9 protein-coding genes and 3 pseudogenes are annotated in these 23,189 nt (G+C 40.5%); all 12 read right to left on the bottom strand.

Features of this window, described 5'->3' with window-relative positions; genetic code table 11:
• Positions 1 to 72: 72 nt before the first annotated feature.
• Positions 73 to 1,851, bottom strand: a complete 1,779-nt coding sequence (locus AB1F57_RS01975) for a reverse transcriptase domain-containing protein (RefSeq protein ID WP_367986006.1) — start codon at positions 1,849 to 1,851, stop codon at positions 73 to 75.
• A gap of 510 nt (positions 1,852 to 2,361) precedes the next feature.
• Positions 2,362 to 7,810, bottom strand: a pseudogene (locus AB1F57_RS01970) (SNF2-related protein); the annotation flags it as partial.
• 50 nt (positions 7,811 to 7,860) lie between these two features.
• A complete protein-coding gene (locus AB1F57_RS01965; protein ID WP_170242177.1) occupies positions 7,861 to 8,412 on the bottom strand; it encodes a hypothetical protein in 552 nt (183 codons plus the stop codon).
• Positions 8,396 to 8,587: a thrombospondin type 3 repeat-containing protein gene (locus AB1F57_RS01960; RefSeq protein WP_170242178.1), complete on the bottom strand. Its 192-nt coding sequence runs from the start codon at positions 8,585 to 8,587 to the stop codon at positions 8,396 to 8,398. Before AB1F57_RS01960 ends, AB1F57_RS01965 begins: the two co-directional genes overlap by 17 nt.
• Positions 8,588 to 13,492, bottom strand: coding sequence for an SspB-related isopeptide-forming adhesin (locus tag AB1F57_RS01955; RefSeq protein WP_318830190.1), 4,905 nt, complete (start codon positions 13,490 to 13,492; stop codon positions 8,588 to 8,590). It lies immediately after the preceding gene.
• A gap of 192 nt (positions 13,493 to 13,684) precedes the next feature.
• Positions 13,685 to 15,078, bottom strand: a pseudogene (locus AB1F57_RS01950) (HEPN domain-containing protein).
• A 3-nt stretch (positions 15,079 to 15,081) separates the two neighbouring features.
• Positions 15,082 to 15,927: a nucleotidyl transferase AbiEii/AbiGii toxin family protein gene (locus AB1F57_RS01945; protein ID WP_367986005.1), complete on the bottom strand. Its 846-nt coding sequence runs from the start codon at positions 15,925 to 15,927 to the stop codon at positions 15,082 to 15,084.
• Positions 15,924 to 16,517, bottom strand: coding sequence for a type IV toxin-antitoxin system AbiEi family antitoxin domain-containing protein (locus AB1F57_RS01940; RefSeq protein WP_014294884.1), 594 nt, complete (start codon positions 16,515 to 16,517; stop codon positions 15,924 to 15,926). The genes AB1F57_RS01945 and AB1F57_RS01940 overlap by 4 nt, the downstream gene beginning before the upstream one ends.
• A 231-nt stretch (positions 16,518 to 16,748) precedes the next feature.
• Positions 16,749 to 17,384 (bottom strand): hypothetical protein, encoded by a 636-nt coding sequence (locus tag AB1F57_RS01935; protein WP_170242182.1) that lies wholly within the window; start codon positions 17,382 to 17,384, stop codon positions 16,749 to 16,751.
• Between the two features lie 334 nt (positions 17,385 to 17,718).
• On the bottom strand, positions 17,719 to 20,523 hold the full coding sequence (locus AB1F57_RS01930) for a phage tail tip lysozyme (protein WP_367986004.1): 2,805 nt from the start codon (positions 20,521 to 20,523) through the stop codon (positions 17,719 to 17,721).
• Positions 20,520 to 22,870: pseudogene (locus AB1F57_RS01925) on the bottom strand (VirB4-like conjugal transfer ATPase, CD1110 family). Before AB1F57_RS01925 ends, AB1F57_RS01930 begins: the two are co-directional and overlap by 4 nt.
• Positions 22,827 to 23,180 carry a PrgI family protein gene (locus AB1F57_RS01920; RefSeq protein WP_001097593.1) on the bottom strand — a complete coding sequence of 118 codons (354 nt, stop codon included), beginning with the start codon at positions 23,178 to 23,180 and terminating at the stop codon, positions 22,827 to 22,829. Before AB1F57_RS01920 ends, AB1F57_RS01925 begins: the two are co-directional and overlap by 44 nt.
• Positions 23,181 to 23,189 lie beyond the last annotated feature (9 nt).

Here is a 23,189-nt window from a genome sequence, read left to right as displayed (position 1 = left end):
CCCTTTTCCATTATCCCCCCACCGAACCGGACATGATACTTTCGCATCATCCGGCTCTCCAGTAATTTCATTTCATAAACGTGTATTTATTGAACCATTATGTATTGCATGGTGACAATCCCGACAAGTCACTAGCGTTTTTCGACATCTTGCTGACATAATTTCTTTCCACTTTGGAACTAATTTTCCATTGTGTTTGTTCAAGTCTGCTAATTTTCTGATATGATGTACCTCTATGTTCTCCTCACTTCCACATAGCTCACACTTATTTGCGAGTAATCGCTTGATAAGCTCTGTTCGACCACCATAAACTTGATACGGAGCATCTTCTATTACAGCTTTCTTTTTATAAGAAAGTGAAATACCACCCCATGTTGCAACTAGAGGAGGTTTATCTTCTCGAGGCACAACTACCTGTAAACACGGCACAGTTCGGCCATTCGTGCTAGTTGTGGTAGTCTTATATTTAGCTAACATTTTATTAATGGATGACTTATGTTTAAATGCTAATGTTTTAAGGAGTGATGTTTCCATATACCAATAGACTTTTGAGAACCATGACAAATTTTGTGCCAATATATAATATTGAACCAGCCCTCTATATTCTTGTTGGTAAGTTTGTACGATACTAAAGTCATCATCATGCAATAAATTATTACGATGAATAGATTTACCATTTTTCATGTATTGGCGGCATTTGCTTTCAATAACTGATGCAGGTACAAATAATGCGATAACACCATTGGCACTTCGTCTTCCTTTGTTATCAATATAATCATTGACACGTTGTGCTTTTATCTCATATCCTAGAAATTTCGCTGATTCTTTAGTCGCATGGGTAATCAAAGTCTTTTCTTGAGAAAGTTCCAAATGTAACTTAATCTTTAAAAAGTCTCCAATTTGCTTCTTTATATCTTTTGCCTCAGCTTTTGAACCTGTAAAGCCTAGAATAAAGTCATCCGCATACCGAACATATCTTAACCTCCGATAGGTAGTATCATAAGTATCAACTGAAGGGAGATTTCTTCTCTCAACAATTAACTGATGAGCTTTTTTATAATCTCCTTTATCCTGATAGCATTTAATTCTTCTACTCAAACGATTATAGGCTGAGTTTGCTTTCTGCTTGTTACCTCTTGTATATTGAGGTATCAGTTCTTCACCGACCCACTTATCAAATTGATGTAAATAGATATTAGCTAATAAAGGACTAATAACTCCACCTTGCGGTGTTCCACTAATAGTCTTGTGAAACTTCCAATCATCAAGATATCCTGCCTCAAGCATATTTTTGATAAGCCTAATAAACCGACCATCCTGAATTTGTCTAGACAACATAGTGATTAATACATCGTGGTCAATCGTGTCAAAATAACTAGAGATATCTCCTTCTATGAACCAACGTGTCCCTTTCCAGGTCTGTATTTCTTGTAAAGCTGTATGACACCCTCTTTTTGGTCTAAAACCATGAGAATGTTCACTAAATTGTGGCTCGTAATAAGCTTCTAATATCATGCGAATCACTTCCTGAAGAAGTTTATCGCTCCATACTGGTATTCCCAAAGGACGGTGTTTTCCATTCTTTTTAGGAATGTACTCTCTCCTAGCTGGTCTCCAGTAATAGGTTTCTCGTCTTAATTGTTCAATAATCCTATCTATTTTTTGAATAGACATACCATCAATCGTTTCCTCTGTAACACCCTTTGTCATTGCTCCGTTATTCGGGTATAACTTTGCATAGGCTATTAGATACAGTTCACGATTAAATAGTAATTTATAAACCCTTTCAAGTGGTTTATCTTGTTTTCCACGTTCATGAATGACCGTTAAAATAGTTTTGGCTGTACGCATCTCACGCACCTAATCCTTTCTAACTAATCGAAATTACCTGTCACCCTTCGCCATGTACAAGGTTTTCCCTTGCTCAAACTACTACGGTGACTCCGTTACCATAAGGGTCTCCCCTCTTAGGCAATCCTGCTATTCGTTAAAAAATGTACGTTCTAGTAACCCTTAGGTTCCTCACTCATTCCTTTATTCATACTTATCGTATGCTCTTTTACTGTAGAAAGTTATTCGTCCAAAATCACAACAACGAATATACAGTAACATCGGTCTCAGTTACTTTCCGATGGGCGATGCTTTGCACCTAGTCAGAATTGAGGTTCAAGCAGTCTAGCCTTAACCATAGGTTACGGAACTTGCGGCACATCAAAGCGTTGTAACTCACTCCTTATCCGCTTTACTAACATGCTATTGTCCCCTTTGGGTTTCCCCGCTAGGTTAGTTAGTTGTTCCTATTATTTACTTTCAATAATATCCCTCTGCGAGGGAGATACATTTTTACGCTTAACAGCGCACTATCTTTAACATGTTATCTCTACTTGGGTCAACACTACCTGACTTGATAGCGTCTGAACGCTCTACCAGTTCTTCTAAATAGTATTTCTGAGCTTGCGTTAACTCGCTTTCCACCGCAATAATCTTAGCTTCAGGTACAGGTAAATCAAGCATATCTGAAGTCTGAATATCAGCTGTTTCCTTGTAAATTCGCATGAGTTCAGGAAGGTTGACAAATTTCTTGAACCGTTTCTTAGGTTGGTATTTATCTCCTGTCGGGGCTAGTTCCATAGAGTTTTCGATATTCCCAAAAGCTCCCACCCATGAGTCAAAGTTTGAGACTTGATAGCGTTCTAAGACATCTGGTTGGATATAACTCATCATGGTATAGAGTTCACTAATAGAGTTAGAGACTGGTGTTCCTGTCGCAAAGACCACATTACGATAGTCGTGTTCTCCTTGAACCTGTCTGACCTTCATTTCCATATCCACGTTCTTTTTAGAAGTCGTGTTGGTAATCCCTGCGACATTCCCAAGGCCTGTAATGGGTCTGATATTCTTAAAATGGTGAGCTTCGTCCACAAAGAGAAAGTCAATCCCAAGGTTTTCAAATTCAATAAAGGTATCACGTTCCAGTTTTTGGAGTTCTTCTAGTTGATGCTCCAATCCCTTAATAGAACGCTCTGCTTCTTTTACGGTATAATCACTGTCGCTACCTTGCTTAATTTCTCGTAATTGGTTCAGCTTATCTTGGATATAGGTGACCTGTTTTTCCTGACTCATGGGAATTTTTTCAAACTGAGAATCCCCAATGACAATGGCATCGTAGTCCCCTGTGATGATTCGTGACACAAATTGCTTGCGTTTAGCTTTCGCAAAATCTTTCTTGGTCGTCACGTAGACATTCTTGGTTGGGAAGAACTTCATGATTTCTTGGCCAAACTGAGCGGTCAGACTTGATGGCACCACATAAAGAGGTTTATGAACCATTCCCAGTTCTTTCAGTTTGAAACCTGCTCCAAGCATGGTTAAGGTCTTACCTGAACCGACTTCATGAGCTAGAAGTGCTCGTTTTTCTTCCACAATCCGTTGAATGGCATTCTTTTGGTGAGGGCGTAAGGAAATATTCTGGGCAAGCCCATCAATAGTTAAATGACTACCATCATAAACTTTTGAAACCGTACGGTTATAGAGGCTATTATATGTCTCTTCAATCATCTGTTGCACGTCTGGATAACTAGCCACAAAATCTTGAAAGAGTTCTTGTAGTTCAGTTTCCTTAGCACGAAGAACCGTTGTTTTCTCAACGTCAGTCACATGCTTTTTCTTATCCCCATCTTCCACTTGTTTCGTGATAGTTGGTTGATTGGAATTAAGGAGATTTTCAAAGATTTTACGACCACTATCATAGCGTGACCCAGGCACACCTAGACTTCTATCCGTTGCGGTAGAATACCGAAAGTCAAACTTGGATTGGTAGGACATTGTGCCATCAATTAGACTGACTGCAAGAACAGTTGATACTTCTTGGTCAGTCAAGTCAAATGTTTGTCCCATAAAGGTTTCTTGGGCAAATTTCCCATAGACGGCTAGAGGAATCCATCGTGAGCCAATCCGATAATCAATATCAGCCAAGGTCACACGTGGCGGTTTCACATCTTCTAAGAGACCTTGATAATAGACCCAAGGAAAATCAGAATTATCTTCTTTGATGAGTAAGTCCACAACCTCTAACTTAGTCACCACATCTCCTGATAAGAAATCCTGCCGAGATACATAGACCACTTCTCTATCGTTTAGATAGCGTTCTGGGTCTGGAATAATAGCGTCTCCTAATTCCTCAATCAAAGTCGCTTTAGAATCCGTCTGATAAATAGACATCATGTAATCCAAATCTACCCCACGACCATCTGCTAGACTAGAATTGAGAGCGTCAAGGGCAGAAGAAACTGCCGTCACTTCCTTTTCAGGACGAACCAAGGCTTTCTCAAAGGCAAGAGATTTGGTATAGATAACTGTCTTCCCACTCGGGTCAAGACTTTCATCTTCTAAACTCGCAAGGAGCGAATACTTATCATCACTATCGAAGAGGTTACGGTTTACGGCACTATTTACATAGCCAAAGCGTTTCACAAAACTATCATAGGTGCGATTGAGCTTTCCTAACAAGTGGTTAAACTCATCTCTGTCGTAATCATAGTAGCGCTGAATGGCAATCACCTCTTGGTAGGCGTTCCGAATATCAACCATCCCTTTAATTCGTGCCACTTCTTTCTCAGACAAAGGCGCTTCATAGAAAAGAGTCTTTTTGAAATAGCCCTTAAATTGCCCACGTTTGGTGGCTTCTTCGGTCACATACACATCAAGAGCGGTGCTATCAGTCACTTCTAAAGCATTAAAACGGTCAATTTGTTTTTGAGAATGCTTGGTATCCCAATCCTTAAAGTTACCCTCTTCGTCCACATAGTAGCTAATCTCCTCAGTTTTTGTCCCTACACGAATGCCCTTATGATCACGGTAGTAAACCGTAGAATCTTTATAGCCAAAGCTATACTGGTCTAAGCTTTCTCTGATTTCAGGCGGAACAGAGGTATCAATGACTTGTCTTCTCATCACATCAGGACTGATGAAGATATCAGAAGGGTCAACAGTTCTAGGCGCTTTAACCTGTTTAAGAGCCATCTGAACATCTGCTAGCAAATTATCAGAAGTGCCTTTCACAGAAAGTGTCCCTCCGTTAAAGTTTCTAACCTCATAGGTCCCAAGAACCTGACTGTTGTAGTCTCCATCAAAGTAAGGATTGAGCCAAATACGGTCATCCTTGTCATAACGAATAGAACCTGAAAAAGCTAAATCATCTGCTTGGTAGCCCTTTTCCATATGTTTTTGGAAGAACAACATATCTGTTGTGACATTGGTACCTGCAATGGCCTTAAAGGCGCTATCTGGTAAACGCACACCACCTAGAAAATCAGTCGTCTCACGAATATCTTGGAGAATGTTTTCTGTCCGTTTGTCCATGGTTCCTGTTGAGGAAATGATAGCCACTTGCCCACCATCATGCACCAAATCTAATGATTTTTTGACAAAGTAATCATGAATCATATAGGGTTTGTCATAGCGATTATCCGCAATTCTGATATTGGCAAAAGGCACATTTGAGAGAACCAAATCAAAGCTATTGTCATTAAAGGCAATGGTCTCAAAGCCCTTTACTTCAATGTGGCTATTTGGATGAAGGTGTTTGGCAATAGCACCTGTAATCGTGTCTAACTCTACACCATACAACTCACTATTTTCTCTCAGGTGTTTAGGCATTGCCGCAAAGAAATTCCCTGTTCCCATCGAAGGGTCTAGGATTTTACCACCTGTAAAGCCATCACGTTCTAACTTCTCCCACATCTGACGAATCAAGTGAGGGTCTGTGTAATAAGCTGTCAAAGAAGATTGTTTCATGTCCGAATACTCTTTATCGGTGACTAGCGTTTTTAATGCCTCACGTTCCTTAGAAAACTTGGGGTTATACTCATCAAAGACCTCATTAGCAAGTCCTCCCCAGCCCACGTATTTGGCAAGGAGTTCTTGTTCACTTGGTGTGGCTTGACGGTGTTCAGATTCAAGACTTTTCACCAAACGAATAGCAGCAACATTCATATCAACCTTATCCCTTGTTGTCTTAGGGTAAAAGTCTGTTAGATCTTCTGGAAAGTGAAAATCAGTGGCTGGGGGCGTCTTAATGACTTTTGGTTCCAACTCATCTTCTGACAATGCTTCTTCTTGTTTAGCCTCTCTCTTATTTGATGATACAGAAGCCGTCACTTGAGAAACTGGCTCATTTTGTTCTTCCATATCCATAAAGGAAAACAGGTCTAATTCCTGCTGAGTTTCTTCCACTTCCTCCTTTTCTTCGACAGAAGGAACATGAAGAGCTTGAGTGATGTCTTCTAGTGTCCGTAAGAAAAGAACCGGATTTTGTTCAATCACATCTGTGAAATCATTTTGTAATTCAATCCGAATCAGGTTATTAACGCCTGAGTCCTCAATGGCCATTACCTGAAACTCTTGCCCCTTATAAGTCACTCTAGAATCAATCGGATAGCGTTTAAGAGCTTCCTCTACGATAGCATTTTGAGGGATTGATGGAGGCGTGATGATTTCAGTTTCTGTTTGCGATAAGTGTTCTCGCCATTCTCTAAAGGATAGGTCTGATTGGGACAGTTTGTCCCTTTCAAAGGTTCTTGCTTCTTCAAGAGTGAGGTCTTCATGCAAGAAGGCGTAGGCAATGGGTCTTAACTCTTCTAAGTCTAGCTGACTGGTCAAGAAAAATTCTGTCTTGTCATGCGTTAATCCCATCTGAAGCAATTCTATCGCAAGGGCTAATTGAGTAACGGTTGCTTTAGGATAGCCCCCTAGTAAGGCTAGGTCCGCATTCTTCAAATGAAAACGTCCTGCAACATCTATCAGTATCCTACGTTGCTGCTCATCAACGTCAGCTAAGTCTATCCCTAAACGAGTCAGTTTTTCGGTATTTTCAGCCAAAATGGTTTGACCCATTTCAGCTAAGATTACTTCTTCTTGAGGTGTTAGAGGACGTTGTAAGTCATAGGCTGTCCCATCTGCTTCTAAATAGGTTAATAGCTCATTGTCCTCATAGATTGGCGTCATTTCCCATTTCATGGTCAAACTCCCCACGTCTCAAGTTTGGTAGTTTTGGACGGCTATTTCGCACTTGGTCAAAGTGACTTAATATCTCAAATTTTTGGGACAAGTTTAGATGTTCATAGGCTGGTAAATGTTCTGTTTGCCCTGTTCGTAAATCGAGTTGTGATAAATCTTCCTCAAGACTTGCAATGACGATACCCCCTTCTTCACGAAAGGTGATGTCTTGAGGAGGTTCTGGAACTACTTTTTCTTCAGCTGCACCCTCTCTTTCCTCTACCGTTTCCTGGGTGCTTATTAGTTCAGGTTCAAAAGTGAGAAGAAATTGTTCAATATCACGGCTAATACGGTCAGACAAATTATTGGCCACTCGGTTGACATTGACCAAATTAGCAGCTTTGCTTTTATCCAAAAGAGAAGCTACCGAAATGGACTGATAGGCGCCTTCTTGGTCTAAGAGCTGAAAGCGAGTGGCTAGGTTAAAGAGGGCTACTTCAATCACCAAATCTTTCTCATCACTGTTTAACTGAGGTAACTTCTTTAAGCCAGCCTGACCAAAGGTCTGTGTGTAGCTGCTTAGGTCAGTCACTCCATCAAAGGGGCTTGCCTTGACAAATGCAGAAACCTCTGTTTCAAACCGAACCACTTGAACAGGTGAGGTGACTACTCCTCTTTGGGTTGTAAAATTTTGGATAAGGCTATCCCAATCCTCATCAAAATGGACTGCTTGATAGCGTAAAAAGGATTCCAAAAGAATCTGGTCACGTGGCAATCTCGCCCGCAACATCTCAAGTAATTGTTCTTGAGTCATATGTTCCTCCAATTAAAAAAGGAGCTGAGAGGTATTCTCAGCCCACTGCTTTAGTCTAGGACCAAGTCTCTTTGGTCTTTTTCTTGTGGCAACTTATCCATTAAAGTTGTCACATACTGTTGTAAGAAATGGCTTTTCTGGTCTAACAAATCCTTCTGCAAGGCGAGATAGGTCACATCTCCAAAATAATCTTGACTCGTTAAAGACAACTCCTTTTGGATAATGTCCTGCAAGGTCTCTAAGGTGAGAGGCGAATAATCCTCCTCATTCAAAACCTCATACTGAGCAAGGGACTCAGAAATGTTGTTGGACGCAATCACTTCCATAATGAAACTAGCTCCCTCACCTGTTCGATAGAGTTTATCCAAGAGGTCCGTCACTTCTTCTTGAAGCTGTTCCTGATAACCGTCTGCTCTTAGGCGCAGGTCTTCACTGACTAAAGACAAGTCATCAATGCCCATAAAGTCTTGATAGAGCATATCAAGAAGTGACTTATTTTTGATACTCAATTCCATGGCTAAAAAGGCTTTAACCATGTCTTCATAGTTTTCTCGTGCCATCTCAGAAAGGGCTCTAGAAATTGTGTCATAATTCCAAGCCATAGCTTCTCTCCTTACGCTGTTGAATTGGATTCAAGCCTTGTTGGACTTCTTCAAGGTCTGTCAGTCCATCACTATCCGTATCAATGCTAAAAGGATTGGTCCCTAAAGCTAACTCTTGAGCATCCGTTAGGCCATCTTGGTCTGAATCTCTTGTGTAAATGTTTTTGGGTTCCATTTAGTTGTCCTCCATTTTGCGTTTAGAAAGTCCGTAAGCTAGGCCTAAAAGAAGTCCTCCACCGACAAGCGCCAAGAGGGATTGACTCTCTCCTGTATTTGGTAAGACACTTGCTGGAACTGGTGGTTCTTGTGTTGGGATAGGTGGTTGTGGTGGGGTTGGTTGAGTCGGAGTTGGTGGCTCTGGTTCAGGTGTAGTTGTCTTAACCGTGTTTGAACTGATGGTGTAACCATTGACAGTATGTAACACCGTATTTTCTACTTCACCTGAAGCAATCCGTTTCATTTGCAAGTAAACATCTGCTTGAAACTCGGATTCTTCTGCTAGTTTTTCAAGGAATTCCTGATCAAAACTGATGGTAACTGTCCCTTTTGACGTGTCGACCTGTTGTAGCGTGTACTTAGTCACTTCTGTCCCTTTTGGTAAAACCGTTCCATCTTTTAGAGTGACATCTACCACAGTATAAGCCTTGTAAACACCATTATAGTCGTCATGGCTTTCATCATAATCATCGTCAAAGCGGTATTCGATGAGTGGTGTCGCACGATTACCAGGAATAAGTGCTCCCACCAAGCGGTAGTTAAAGACCTGATTCAAGGCAACTTCTTTTCCATCAAGACTTTTCTCCTTTTGTGACAAATCAATCACCACATCTTTTTGTGGGTCTAGTTTTGGCACATTATTGACCACTGTCTCTGTCACATAAGCCAAACCAAAGTCAATCTGATAAGCGGTGTTTTCATACTTCCCGCCAGTCTTTGTCAGCTCATTCTTAATGGTCATTGGAAGGGTCACCACTAAGGTTTGACCAGTTTTAACATAAGCCTCGTAGAACGCTTTTGGATCTTCAGCACTTAAAACTTGAATGGCTCCTTTGGGTGTGAACTGGCGTTTGGCCATAGCGTCTTGAACCACTTTAGGCGCTTCTGACAATGAGGCATAGGCTTTCACCGAAATCCCTTTGACAAGATTTCCTGCCTTATCCATCACTTGGACACCATCTGCATTGACGCTAAGCGCTTCTTCAGGGTAATCATCCACCATGTAAAAACCTTTGGCAAGAACATCCTCCGTCACTACCAAATCCTTGTACTGACTGTAATCCAGAACAATTTTGTAGTAATTAACGGTATTTGGAAGAACGGTCTTGCCATCAATAGACACGCCTTCTTTATTAGTATTAGTTTTATGTGGTGTTACTTTTGGCACGTGATTCGTTACCGTATTGGTTTCATAGGCTTTTCCAAAGTCTACTTGATAAGCTACATTATCATAAGACTTTCCTGAATTAAGCATAGACTCACGGACAGTCATAGGGGTGATGATGGTGATATTTTGGCCTTTCGTTACATAAGAATCGTAGAAGGCTTGTGGATCTTCTGCCATAAAGACTTGGAAGGCTCCTTTAGGCGCAATCTTGCGTTTCTCAAGGGCTACTTGTAGGTTTTTAGGAGCTTCTGATAAGCTCGTATAAGTTTTTACCGTCACACCTGACACTGCTTTACCATCAGTTGTCACAAGTTGAATGCCTGCATCATCTGGTAATAGAGCTTCTTCGGGATAATCATCCACAAAGTAAAAGCCTTTTGCGATTTGAGCGTTATCGGCTTTAATGCCACGGTATTGGTCCAAGTCCCATGACAAGGTATAGTGGTTCTGTGAACCGACTACCATCGGTTTTCCATTGATGTCCACCTTATCCTTATTAAGGTTTTGTTTTTTAGGTGTTGGGCTAACAAGGGTGTTGATCACCTCATCGGTTTCATAGCCATTGCCAAAATCCACTTGGTAAGCCTTGTTTCGATAGGTTGCCGTTTTCCCATAGAGGTCATCTTTCGCTGTCATTTTAGTGACAAGGTTTAAAGAGGTTCCTGTTTTGACATACTGGTCATAAAAGGCTTGATTGTCATTAGGCATAAAGACTTGGAAAGCCCCTTTAGGAGAAATCTTGGCATGAGCGAGTTTATCTTGAAGGTCTTTAGGAGCTTCTGACAGCGACGCATAAGCCTTAACAGTAATCCACGATACGGCTTTGCCATCAGGAGTGGTGATACTTGTTCCCTGGTCTACTAAATCCAACACTTCCTCTGGGTAATCATCTACAAAGAAGAAACCACGAGCAATTGTCTTTTTAGAAGACCTATCACCTTTATATTGATCTAAATCCCAGGTCAAACGGTAATGATTAGTCGTTCCTAAAGCCACTACCGTATCGTTAATGACCACACCGTCTTCATTTTCATTGCGTTTTTGAGGCTCAATACGGCTAGTGGTTGTTCCATCACCAGGCGTACGCACCGTCACGACATTGGAAGTCACGGTATAAGCATTTGGGGTTCCCTTATTGATGAGGAGCTGATAACTGTTGGAATAGGTTGCTCCATCATTTTGAAGGCTACCGTAAAGTTTCGGAGCCACCAGTTGGTAAGACTTGGTGAGGTCTTTATTGACCTCTTGAAGCAAGGCTTCCTTGGCGGTCAAGGTCACAAAGTTCTTAGCAGCATCAAAGCTAAGGGTATAATTTCCATTTTCTGCCTGCGTTTTTTCCTTGTCAAAGGCATAGCCTGCTGGAAGGTAATCTTCAAATGTGAGGCTAGTGGTTTTGGCTCGATTTGGAGAAAAAGCGTCTACGGTTAAAGGGTAAATGACCGTTGAATCTTTTGCGACCGTTTTGTCATGAAGGTTCACTTGGTCGGTATTGATAACTTCCTTAACAATTTCAGGAGTCGTTGTCAGACGATAGTCGTGGTAATGAACCGTTGGCACGTTTGGTGCTTTTGGTAACGGTTCTGGCGTAGGGTCTTTAGGCAAGGTCACCTTGGTAAGTGTTAGGCTAGGCTGAGTAACTTTCTCTAATGGTTTTTCCTTAAAGCTCACAGGTGGCTCTGGCGTAAAGGTCTTTGGGGTAAAGGTTTTTGGCACAACCTTAATCGGTTCTGGAATTGGCTCTAACTTTGGTGTCACATGTGGTTTTGGACTATAAGGTTTAACCGTCCGTGCAACTGGAAGGGTATTTAAGGCAAACCAATAAGAGAGACCAACATTTTGGGGCATATCCCCTTGACCAAAGGTCACTGTATAGGTGTTGCCTGATGTAACCGTTGAGACAATCGCTCCCTTATAGGCATACTTACTATATGACGTATCCCATTCTTCAGGAAGCTTCAAATCACTGGCACGGTTTGACCCAAGTGAACGAGCCAAACCTTCGTTAGTCACTTGAATGGTTGAGCCATTGATAGGAACAAACTTACCTGATGTGTCTTTTACATACTCTAAACCGATGTCATTGTGGTTGAGTGAGGAATGAGTAAAGACACCTGGTTTTTCCTTGGTGAAGCTGACTTGAGAGCCATCTTCTAAGAAATACTTGGCCTTGACACGAAACTCCATCTTGTCTGTTCGCCAATTGCCTGTCCCATCATTACGGTAGGCAATAAAGCCTTCTGTTGGGTCATTTGGTACAACCAACTGCACGGCATTAGTTCCAGCTGGAGAAACAAGGTTTGTAATGTCATAGGCTACTTTTGTGATTTTCTTACCATCAAAGCGAGCATTTTGAAGATTTTGATAGGTAAAGGAAAGGGTTTCTCCCGTTTTGAAAGTATCATAGACAAAGAAACCAGTAGAATCTAGGATTTTAGAATACCCACCAAGCATAGCGTCACCCTTAGCAACGATACGATTAGGATTTCTGGTATCAGCTGAATGACGTGCTTGCGGTTCTCCATTATTCAAGTTGAGTGCCTGAGCAAGAGCTTGAGAGATATAGCCTTCTTCTCCTTTTGAAATCTCAGTTAAATCACGTTTATAGCGCTCCATTTCCTTGGTGTTATAGGTGTCAATGGCAGCATTTTCTTTCTTGGCGGCTTCTTCTTTTTCCTTATTACGTTTCGTGATAGCAGCAATCTCAGCTTCACGGTCTGTCACCAATTTTTGTTGGTCTTTATTATAGGCATCAACAGCAGCTTGACCTGCCTTGTTTTCATCATCCACTGCTTTTTGTCCAGCTTGATTGCGTTTGTCAATTGCGTCATTATCAGCTTTTGCTTTAGCAAGACCCGCTTCATTTTCCATTTGAGTCACTAAGTTCTTTGCGACAATGGCATCTGCATCTTTTTTCTTTGATTCGTATTCAGATAGATTGTCCTTATTTTGCTTATCAATAGCAGCTACCGCAGAGGTATAATCCTGATAGCCTGAAACCGTTGAACCATCTCCTGATGTTACGGTTTGAGTTGTGACGGTCACATTAGCCGACGGATCTTGGTCTTTGATTTTTGAAGCTGTGCTATCTACTAAACTATTCAAGGCCTTTCCTGCTTGAGTGGCTTCTTTATGACTAGCAGCCAACGCAGCATTCCCTTGTTCAACACGTGTTTTATCTTGTTCATAAGTCGCTTTATCTGCTTTATAGGTATTGGTCACCTGAGTGATGACTTCAGCCTGCTTAGCAGCATCCGCTTCCGCTTTATCTAATTGCTTACTGGTATCACTAGCAGAGGTGGTGTTCCCTAAATCCATAGGCTTATCCTGAATGGTCATAACCCCTTCAGCAGTTGCTTGATTGACAGCCTGTGTCACAACATCATGAGGAACCGTAACCGTGATAGCCCCATCTGATTGACCAGTTGACGCAAGACTATTCGTTTGTTCAGCAACTGGTGTGGGCTGAGCTTCTGGTAAGTTGGTCGCAGGATTATCTGTCAACTGAACGGTTTTACCTTGCGAGGATGTTACCACTTCGTCAGCTTGTGCTACTTGGCCACCCCAAGCGACAACAGCTGTCACCATAGTTCCAAGAGCTACCGAACAAAGCGTACGGTACTTCTTACTTTTACGGAAGACGTGTTTTTCTGCTTTTTCCTGATTGACTAAAAAGTGATGATGACATTGTTTGGTCATAAAAAGTCCTTCTTTTCTTTTGATAAGTAGTAACATTCCGTCACTCTCTCCTCATCATAAAAAAGACGACTTGATTTTGGTATCACATCGAAGAAGGACAAAGAAAAAAGCTATCAGTAGCACTACCGATAACTTCTGAAAATCCCTATAAAAAAGGAGAGGACTGACGCATCAGACCCTCCCAGAACCACTCTATAATGCCAAATTATGGTGAAATACTTCATTTATAATTTTTTGGGTTTCTATTTCATCTATTCCAAAATATTGTAGTTGCATAGCTAGGACAATTTGTTCAAGGAACACCACATCTAGCAAAGACTCATTTATAAATTCCTTATCTAAATTTCCATGAGCAAAATTATTTCTTTGTTTGCCTATTCGCTCTGCAATTTCAGAGTGATCATAAGAAATATTGTTTAATTTATATATGGATTGTCCAAATAAATCCAATAAAGATGCACCGTATTCTTCAAATATTTGACCAATCTTTTGAGAAAGAGATAAATAGGATACAACTGATTTTTTCAAATCTTTGTAAATTTTTTCAGCTTACCTGTTGAATTTTCAATCAAACGCTCTAATTCTTTACTAGCTTCTTCTTCCAGTTTTTTTCGTTGCTCGCTTTTCCATTCATCTTCTGAAAATAGTCTACTAAACTCCCATTCAAATGCAGCGGTTCTTAATACAAAACTAGCAGCATCAATTATCCGACTATCCCTAAAACTCTTACCTAGATGTCTAAGATATAGATTATTTTCAGCTATGTCATCTAATATCTTTCCCTCATAACCAGCAATATATTTTTGTTGAATATATCTTCCATCTTTCAATGGCTTCATCTCAATCTCAATACTTTCTTCAATCACATTGAATTCCCCAACCTTTCCTTGATTATTTGACAACCGAATATCAGTAAAATTAACATTTCTTCGATTACAAAGAAATTGGATAAACTCCTTTGCGATACGATATAACTCTCGTACAAAAGAATAATCTTGAGTTTCTTCAAAATGAAAAACCATTGACGATGATAACGCTAGAGGTGGCTTTTCGATAGATAAACTTGTTGTTCTAGTGACGCCGAAATAAACTTGAACTTCTTTTCCAAAAACATTAAACTTCTGTTCTTCTGTCGTTGTTGAGTCAAAATCATAGGTACTAATATTTATTTTCCCATCGTGTTCTTCAGGTTTATACGAAATTTCAAAAGTACGATTAATTGGATGAATATAGTTTAGCTCTAGCCCGCTAAATGATATTCGACTAATCCTAGGTCTGTCAGAATAACTAAAAAAATAGGCCAAAATCGGCACTGTAATGATACCGTTATTTTCCTGAAGTTGCGTGTGTTTATTTGTTAGAAATGTAATAACTCGATTTGTTTCATTTGTCCGTCCATAAAGAAAGTTTTCTTCTACGAATTTAGGCTTCCCTGGCCAAGAAAAGATTCCTGTTCCTAATTTAGTATAGAACCAAGAATGCCTAATCTCATCTTTTTCCCCTTCTTTGGGAATCAAGGATAATCTTTCTTCAGCGAACGTAAAGAAAAATTCATAACCCATCATCTGCAAAGTTCCTGTCAGCATACACTACTCCCCCTTTAATTGATTTAAAATAATTGCCACCACTTCCACTGATTCCTCAAAACTAATTTCACTGGCATATCTAAATGATTTTTGATAGCGAGACCAAAGCTGATTCTGATAGTCAGAACTACGGATTTCCTCTAGTTGACTTTCCCAATTTGTCAAAACATCTAAGCTTTCTCTTTTCTTAGCAGTATTGTTTAGAGCAGTTTTCAATATCGGGATATCAATCTCATCTTTTCGAAGGTGATATAATGTGAAGAGGTCATAGCGGTCACGAGGTCTAGTTGAAGCAGCTCCTCGACGAATAATAGTTTCCAATTTTTCAGCAAGAACAGTTTCTAAATTATAAGTCCAAACTTCTAGTTTATTCTCTGAAAAAACAGACTGCAATTGATAAGTAATTTCTCGTGGCGTTATCCGATCACCTGTTGTTATATCAATAAAGACAACTTCACGTAGGGTATCGAATGTCGCCTTGAGTTTGAGGGTAAAGCCCCCATATTCATCATCTTGTCGAATTGACTCTAACATATCAACTTCAAATTGAAAACCTTCGGAAGGTTGACTTACAATTTCTTTGAAGATTGTTTGAATATTTTCCTCGCTAAGAGGTTGACCTTTCAAAGTAACATCTAAATCCATAGTTGTTCGTTTATCTAAGCCAATCATCTGTCCGATAAGGAATCCACCTTTCACAATGAAAGAATCTTTATACCGACTTTCAGAGATGAGTTTTAAGATTTTTTCAATCAAATAGTTCTGCTGAACTTGTTGAGCAGGTATCCCTTTTTCTCTTGCGATATTCTTAATTTTCGCTTTGAAACTATTGGCATTTGAAAATTTCACGACAAGACCTCCACATAAGATTGTAGCTTTTCAGTGACTTTAAATAATTGTGCATAGTGGTACAACTTGGCATAATTCACAGCTCCTTTTTTAAAGTAAGCTTGAAACGCTGGAGCAACGACTTGAACATCAACATGATAAGCTGTTCTCAAACACTCTACCAAAGTTCGTTCCATATCATATACTGAGATAAACTGTCCAGCCTGTCGCTCTAGTTTTATAATACCGATTTCATGATGATTTCTAGCAACAATCGGCTTAACACCAGCTTCTTTCATTAGCCTCGTGTTCGTCCCAAAAGGAAAAGTCATTACAGGTTCAAATGGAACAGTAAGGGAAAGGCCATGTAACCAAAGTGCTGTGTCTAAGGAATAAATTCCTTTTGGAAAACGATACTGTAAACTAAAGAAATCATCAATATAGGTATCAGGCAGATGATAAATCCCTCTTTCAATTGATTCCACTTTACCTTTTGAGACCAATTGATTCAATTGTTGGTAAGAAAAGTTAAGCTCTTCTATATCACGAAAAGTTATAACTCCATGATTTTTTTTTATGTAATTATAGACAGGTTTCTCTAACAAATCCACATTACCACCTCCTAAATAATATGCTAACATTTCACTAAAATGTTAGCATATTATTTAGAAAAATCAATCACAAATGAAACAATATGCTAACAACCTAATGGTTTGTTAGCATATCATTTTCTATTTCGTCGTAAAGACGACTTGATTTTGGTATCACATCAAAGAAGGACAAAGAAAAAAAGCCACCCTCAAAAAGTGGATGACCCAATGATTATCATATCAATATTTCCATTAAGACGGCCAATTAACCTTTCTAGCTTTAGCAGTCTTAAAGCGTTTCTTATCAACAAGTTTCAACTCTATTTCTCTACAATTTGTAATTAAGGTGTCGTTGATTTTAAGACTTCTTGGAAAGTATTGGTTCCCTTGTTCACGCGATAATTCAACTGTATAACTAATACCATTACTTAATTTGAAGACCACAAAATAAATATTATCTCTTCTAAATCGTTTGCCAACTTTTCTATTCAAAATACCATCCGTTGTGTAGAATTTACATTCCATCACATGTAACATTTGATAAAGTAATAATGTTCCAACGATTTTGAATTTATTTTCGTTAAACCAACCATTATCAGCCTTATTTAGACGCTCCAATGTCCAATCATCCTTTAATCCTTCAAAAATACTCCCTGCGTTATTAGTTGGTAAATTAACATGATGATTTCTTGATAATCCTAATAAATGGGGAATAGAGGAATTTGGGACAGAAAGAACAATTTCGGGATAGTCCTCCATATTTGTCTGATAAACGTATTTGTACTGAGAAACATATTTCTCAATAGTATTGGCTAGACAGGACATATCGACATTGAGAATATCAATTTCTCCATCAAAGGTCTCGAGCCATTCCAAAGTATATGTCATTCTATTTTTCTCCTAAAAAAGAGAAGGAAGCAGGTGCTTCCTTCTCTTCCACGTATTGAGTTTCACCTCACGCTAGATATGCCCTATCTATTCCTCAAGGGTAGGCGGTCCTGCTATTCTTTTTCTCAACAAACAGTTTGAACTGAGTGCGGAGCCCACAGGCGGGTGCAGACCATATCCACTAGCCCACAAGTAATTTATAACCTTTATTTACTACTATTATACGGGATAATTCCTTATTTGTCAACTCGTTCACGCTTAAAGTTTAGATGAGATGATTACTTTGTCCCAAATATCATACAACATTTGGGACAAGAAGACAAGTATTCTAATATTATTTCGTCGTATAGGCAAAGCTAATCGTACTATCGACTCCTGATAATTTACGGAAGGTATAGTTAGGATTACCATTAACATTGGTCTCTGAGATGAGGAAAGAACCATCAGGGTAAACCTTCTCGACAAAGGCGACATGACCGTATTCTGTTGGCGATCCATGACCTCCTCCCGCAAAGGAAATAATCGCTCCTGCTTTTGGTAGCTTGCCTGTTTCACCACCAAGGCGTGCTGCTGTTGCCACCCAATCTTGACCATTCCCCATGGTACTAATGATTGGGATTTTCTCACCATTTCGTCCTTTGAGTTTCAAGCCCAATTGATTGATACGGGCGGCCACTCCCCAAGTACATTGCCCATAGGCATAACCCATACCGTCACCTCCACCTGGAATGGAGTTGTCATAAAGGTCTCCTCGAACCACTTCCAGCGCTTTTGGATCACTTTGAGCAGTTCCACCATTTGGTTGGCTAAAGCCTTTCTCAATTTGGTAATACCACTCGGTAGCTCTGGTCTGTCGCTCTAGAAGCTTGTCGCCACTATTTCCCTCCCAATAAATGAGAAAGACTTGGGCAAGACTGGCTGGGCTTCCTGAGTTTTTGAAAAAGTCTTTTAACCAGTTGGTATAGTAAGGATTGTCCCCATGGAGCATAAAATCCAGTTGTAAGCCTAAGTCATACCACTTCTGCTTTTTTCGGTTGGCATAATCTAATAATAAGGTATGTCTGCGTGACCCGTCTGCTGTATCTGTCCACTGCCCCAAGCCTAAGCCACGTCTTAAAATATTGGGGTACCTGCCATTATAGATAGCTGGACCATTAAGAGACAACCAGCCCTCATCGTCCCAAGAACTGGCACTTGCCCCAACAGGAGGCGATAAGTAGTCCCCTTCAGCTCGTTTAGGATTGATTGATGATTCTACTGACCAGTTTCCTAAAATTGCCGCAATGGCTTGATTAGTCGCTCCTTGGCTTTTCAAATACTCATAGATAGCTTTGGCTCTCGCAAACTCATCGCCTCCAAATTGTCCAATGGTAGGGAGAATAGTCGTTTGGAGTTGAATGACTTTAGGAAAGTAAAAGGCTGGATTGACGTAAACCAGTTTCTCTGAATCATCGTCAACCTTTTGATAGGTCACTTTAAGACCAGCACCATCCTTGGTTTGACCAATCACTTCCCCTGCTTGGACTTTCTGACCGTCTGTCACTCGACCAGTATGGATATTAAACAAGGTCAATTGAGACTTGTTTAGTCCCTTACCTGACGTAATGATAATGTTCTCTCCCTCTAGGGAAACCTTACCATCCATGGGAGCCACAATCACTTGATTCTCTTTGGCTTCTAGAATGATATGATGATGAAGCGTTGGCTGGTCATCAATCACATCATAGCCATATCGGACCGTCATGGTTAGCGCATCGTCTTCAGTCTGTCCCTGAAATGGATTATCCAATTCTTGGAGGGCAAGGTAGGTGCCTTCCTCACTTAATTCCTTTAAGTCTTCTCTATCGTCATCAGAGAGTTTGTAGGCAGGTTCCTTACTTAACTCAAGCATGGACTTTAAAGAATCCCCACCGTTTAAGTCCTGCCAAAGCTGACTCAAATAGGCTTGATAGGTTTTATCCCCTTCTTCCATGACTTCTTCTAAAGCATAATCTTGATACTTGAGATTCATAAAGCCCATGACGTCATCAATCTTGGTGTAGTAGGTAATGCCAGTGGGGTTGGTTCGGGTGTTTTCCGCATCTTCCCACGTCATGTGCGTATAGGCTTTTGTCAGTTCACTCTCATCCTGTTGAATGAGAGTGGTTCCTGAAACTCCTATCACAAAACTCATCATCAAAAGCAAGAAAAACAAAAGGCCTGACACGACCCAAGTCATAGGATTAAGGGCAATCGATGAAAAGAAGGTCAGGCTATTCTTAATCGCTTGAATACACCCTCTGATTCCTGACACACTGTGCCTTCTGGCTTGCTTGAGAAAGGTGTGGTATCTCCTTTTGGGCTTTAAGGGCTTCTGACGGGTGAACCCTTTCCCCTTTTTAAAGTTCTGATACCGCTCCTTACTATGAGCGGCTTTTGTCTTAGTAAACCGAAGACCTGTCTGCCCACTTTTGACAAGGAGTTTTCCTGACTGATAAGTAAATCTCCCATAGCGTCTTCCTTTAATCACAGACTCTTTTAGGGTTCTAATTCCCTCCAAGTCATCATCTTGAGCGACTAAATCCAGTGATTCTGAGGCGACATAGCGTAACCCTCGTTTGACCTTGGTCGAGGGGTTCTTAAACTGATGTGCTTTTTTCAGTTGTTTCACGTCACGCTTAGCTGATTTGACCTCTTTTTCTGCCTGAAGGCGTTCAAGAGGTTTTTCTTTTTGAAACTGAAACCGTGATGTTTTTGATACTGTTGGCTTTTTCTGATCGGTAACCTTAGAGGTAACAGCCTCCTCTTTTTCGGCCATCTTGACCTCTGCCAAGTGTTTTCTCGCTACTGCTAGGCGCTGTCTGGCTTGAGGAAGCCGATACTTCTTAATTTCCTTACTTTTTAGCCATCTGGGAGACACATAGGCAATCGCTTCCTTAAAGGTATCTGTCGCTAGGTCTTTTTCCTCCTGATAGGTTTGCTTCAGAGCCTGACGTTGTTCCCTTGTTTCAGCTTTCTCAGCTCGACGCATGATAAAGCGTCGTTTCGGAAAAGAGCGTTTCAGCCCCTTCTTCTCCCTACGGTAATGGATACGGCTGGCCTTTAAACTACTCTGAAAGGTTTTACGGGCCTCCTTGACCTTCTGTTGTTCTCTTGTCATTGTTCAGCCCTCATCTTTTCTGGATCGGTACTCATGATGTCAAAGAGTTGGGTTTGAAGTGGGATTTTATTTCTAAAGGGAACAACCGTTGAGCCTGCCTTAATCAATCCAGCTCCCTTTTCTGGGTTAACCAAATATTTCTCAAGTTCTTTAGATAGGCCCAAGAGATGAACCAATTCTTCTCGGTCATTTTTAGCTTGTTTTAGAAGTATCATGAACTCGCTATTAGCGATAATGCGTCTGCCGTTGGCATCAAGCAATAAAGTTTCTACGTTTTGAGTAATGCCTGTTGGAATGGCTCCATACTTACGGACACGGCTCCATAATTTGAAGAAGAAATCAGAAGCGTACTTATCCAACAACAGAAGCTGCATTTCATCAAAGTAAATCCAGGTCTTCTTGCCAAGTTTTTGGTTTTTAACCACACGATTCCAAATCTGGTCAAAGATGACCATGAGGGCAATCTGCTTCAACTCATCTCCTAACTTTTTAACATTGTAAATGAGGAAATGGCTATCCGTTTTAATATTAGTACGGTGTGAGAAAATATCGAGTGAGCCTTCCACATAAAGTTCCATATCAAGGGCTAAGTCCTTGGCTTCTTGTTCAGGCTGTTTAGAGAGAACAAAGACCCATTCCACGAGAGATGGTGTGTCAAAATGCTTATAGGTTAACCGTGTCACACGGTCAATTAGGGACTTTTCTCGACCGTCCATTTTCCGGTCTAAGAGTTTCCCAATCCAAGACAATAGAAATTCCGATTTGACCTTAATAGGGTCTTCATCCATATTGTCATCGGATAAGTCTAAAACATTTAAGAAAGTAGTAGAGTCAGGCGCAATATCAATGCTCTCCCCACCAAAGGCTTGACCAATGATACTGTACTCATTTTCAGGGTCTACAATGATGATTTCGGTATTACTCTCTGCTTCTTTTAACTTGGTTGAGATGATTTCATGCTTAGTCGCCATCCCTTTACCAGCACCTGATGTCCCTAGAATCAAGCCTGATGGGGTATTGAGTTTCCCACGGTCAATAGTAATAATGTTACTTGAAATCTGGTTTATCCCATAGAATTTCCCTCCCTTATCTTGTAGGTCAACAGAGGTCCAGGGGGAATTAACGGCAATGTTTGAGGTCAAAAGAGACCGAGACACACCCTCAAGGTAGTTCTTGCCAAATGGCAATAAGCTATTAAAGGCAGCTTCTTGCATATAGGTCAGATTATCAATCACAAGGTCATTAGAACCTGCCACTTGTTTGATAATATCAAGGGAGTGCTTCAATTGGTCTTCGTTATCCGCAAAGACCCCAATCAAAAAAAGGGTGTCAAAGAGCTTGTCGCCTGTTTGCGTCATGGTTTTAATCAGCTCATCGGCTTCATCGATGTTACTTTCTAGGACCTGACTAACCTTTTCAAGATAAACGCCGGATCGTGCCATCTTTTGTTGTTCCCCGATTTTTTGCGATTCCATCAAAGTCTTCTTGGTGCGGAGCTTGGTCATGGCTTCTGACTTGGCTGCTCCTTTGGCATGAAGACTAATCATCACTTCCAAGTCCGACTGCATGAGTTCTCGTAAGAACTTATCTCCCAACTCCATCCCATAGTCACGAACATAGACAATCTGAAGCAGTCTATCATCCATTTCAATATGATTTTTGTGCTTAAAGGACAGACTGGTTGGGGCAATAAAGTGCTTAGTTGTTTGTCCTGAACGCACCAGATCTTGATAAGTAAAGGGCAAATGATTTTCCCCTCGCAACATATCAGCCAAGTGGTTCACACGGCTTTCTCCACTGAGGAGAGTAAAGTTCGCATCTATTTCCGAAAAACCACTCTTAAAATATTCCCCAATCTGAGACAGGGAGCGATAAGCGAGTTTCGGATTTTGGTCTGACTTCCCAAAAGAGATGAATTTAACCGCTGAAAAGTTATTTTCTCCAGCTTCAAGGTTATTCTCCATGATACGATTGAGTTCTTCACGATAGGTATCATACCCATCCTCATGAAAAGGATACAAGACACTTTTTCTAAACTTATCCAAGTTGACCCTTTGGTTAAAAATAGTGAGTTGGAAATTGGTCTTGTCATCCAAACTGTTAATCAAGTCTGAATAGGTTTCCATAATCGCTCCCTTATCTTCAAGTCCCACCGTTTGGTAATTGACATCCCTAAAAGATAGGACTGGGAAAAATAATCTGGGGTGACTTGCATGAGACCATTAGGAAAAAGGCCTTGGTAAAGAAGCGTATTAACAGTTGTTGGCAGCACTTCTTCTTTTGGTTTACGTGTCTTCTTGTGTTTAGAAGAGGTCTTTGGTTTCATTGAGCGATTTGTTTTTTTCACGTTGTATTCCTTTCTGTCCAGTTAGTGTACGGTCTGGTATGGTCATTTCATAATGCCATCTATAATTAAGATACGTTTCAAAAGGTAAGTCATTAGGACGATAAACCCCAAATAACATGAGGGGAATAGTAAAGGTAAAGATAAGTCCGTAGACAAACCAATCCCCAAATTGCCAATAAAAGAGGTTTAACCCTAAAATCAGGATAGTAATGGCAATGGCTGGTAAGACAAAGATAACTTGTCGTGTAGTAAAGCCTAGCCAAGCCCTATGTTGGACTTTTGTGATGTCCTTAAAAACACGTGTATTCATAAGACTCCA

Origin of the sequence: Streptococcus nasisuis (assembly GCF_040836615.1) — a bacterium.
GTDB classification, from domain to species: domain Bacteria; phylum Bacillota; class Bacilli; order Lactobacillales; family Streptococcaceae; genus Streptococcus; species Streptococcus suis_V.
Note: the sequence above shows the minus strand (reverse complement) of the source record. Positions and strands in the feature narration are given on the sequence as shown.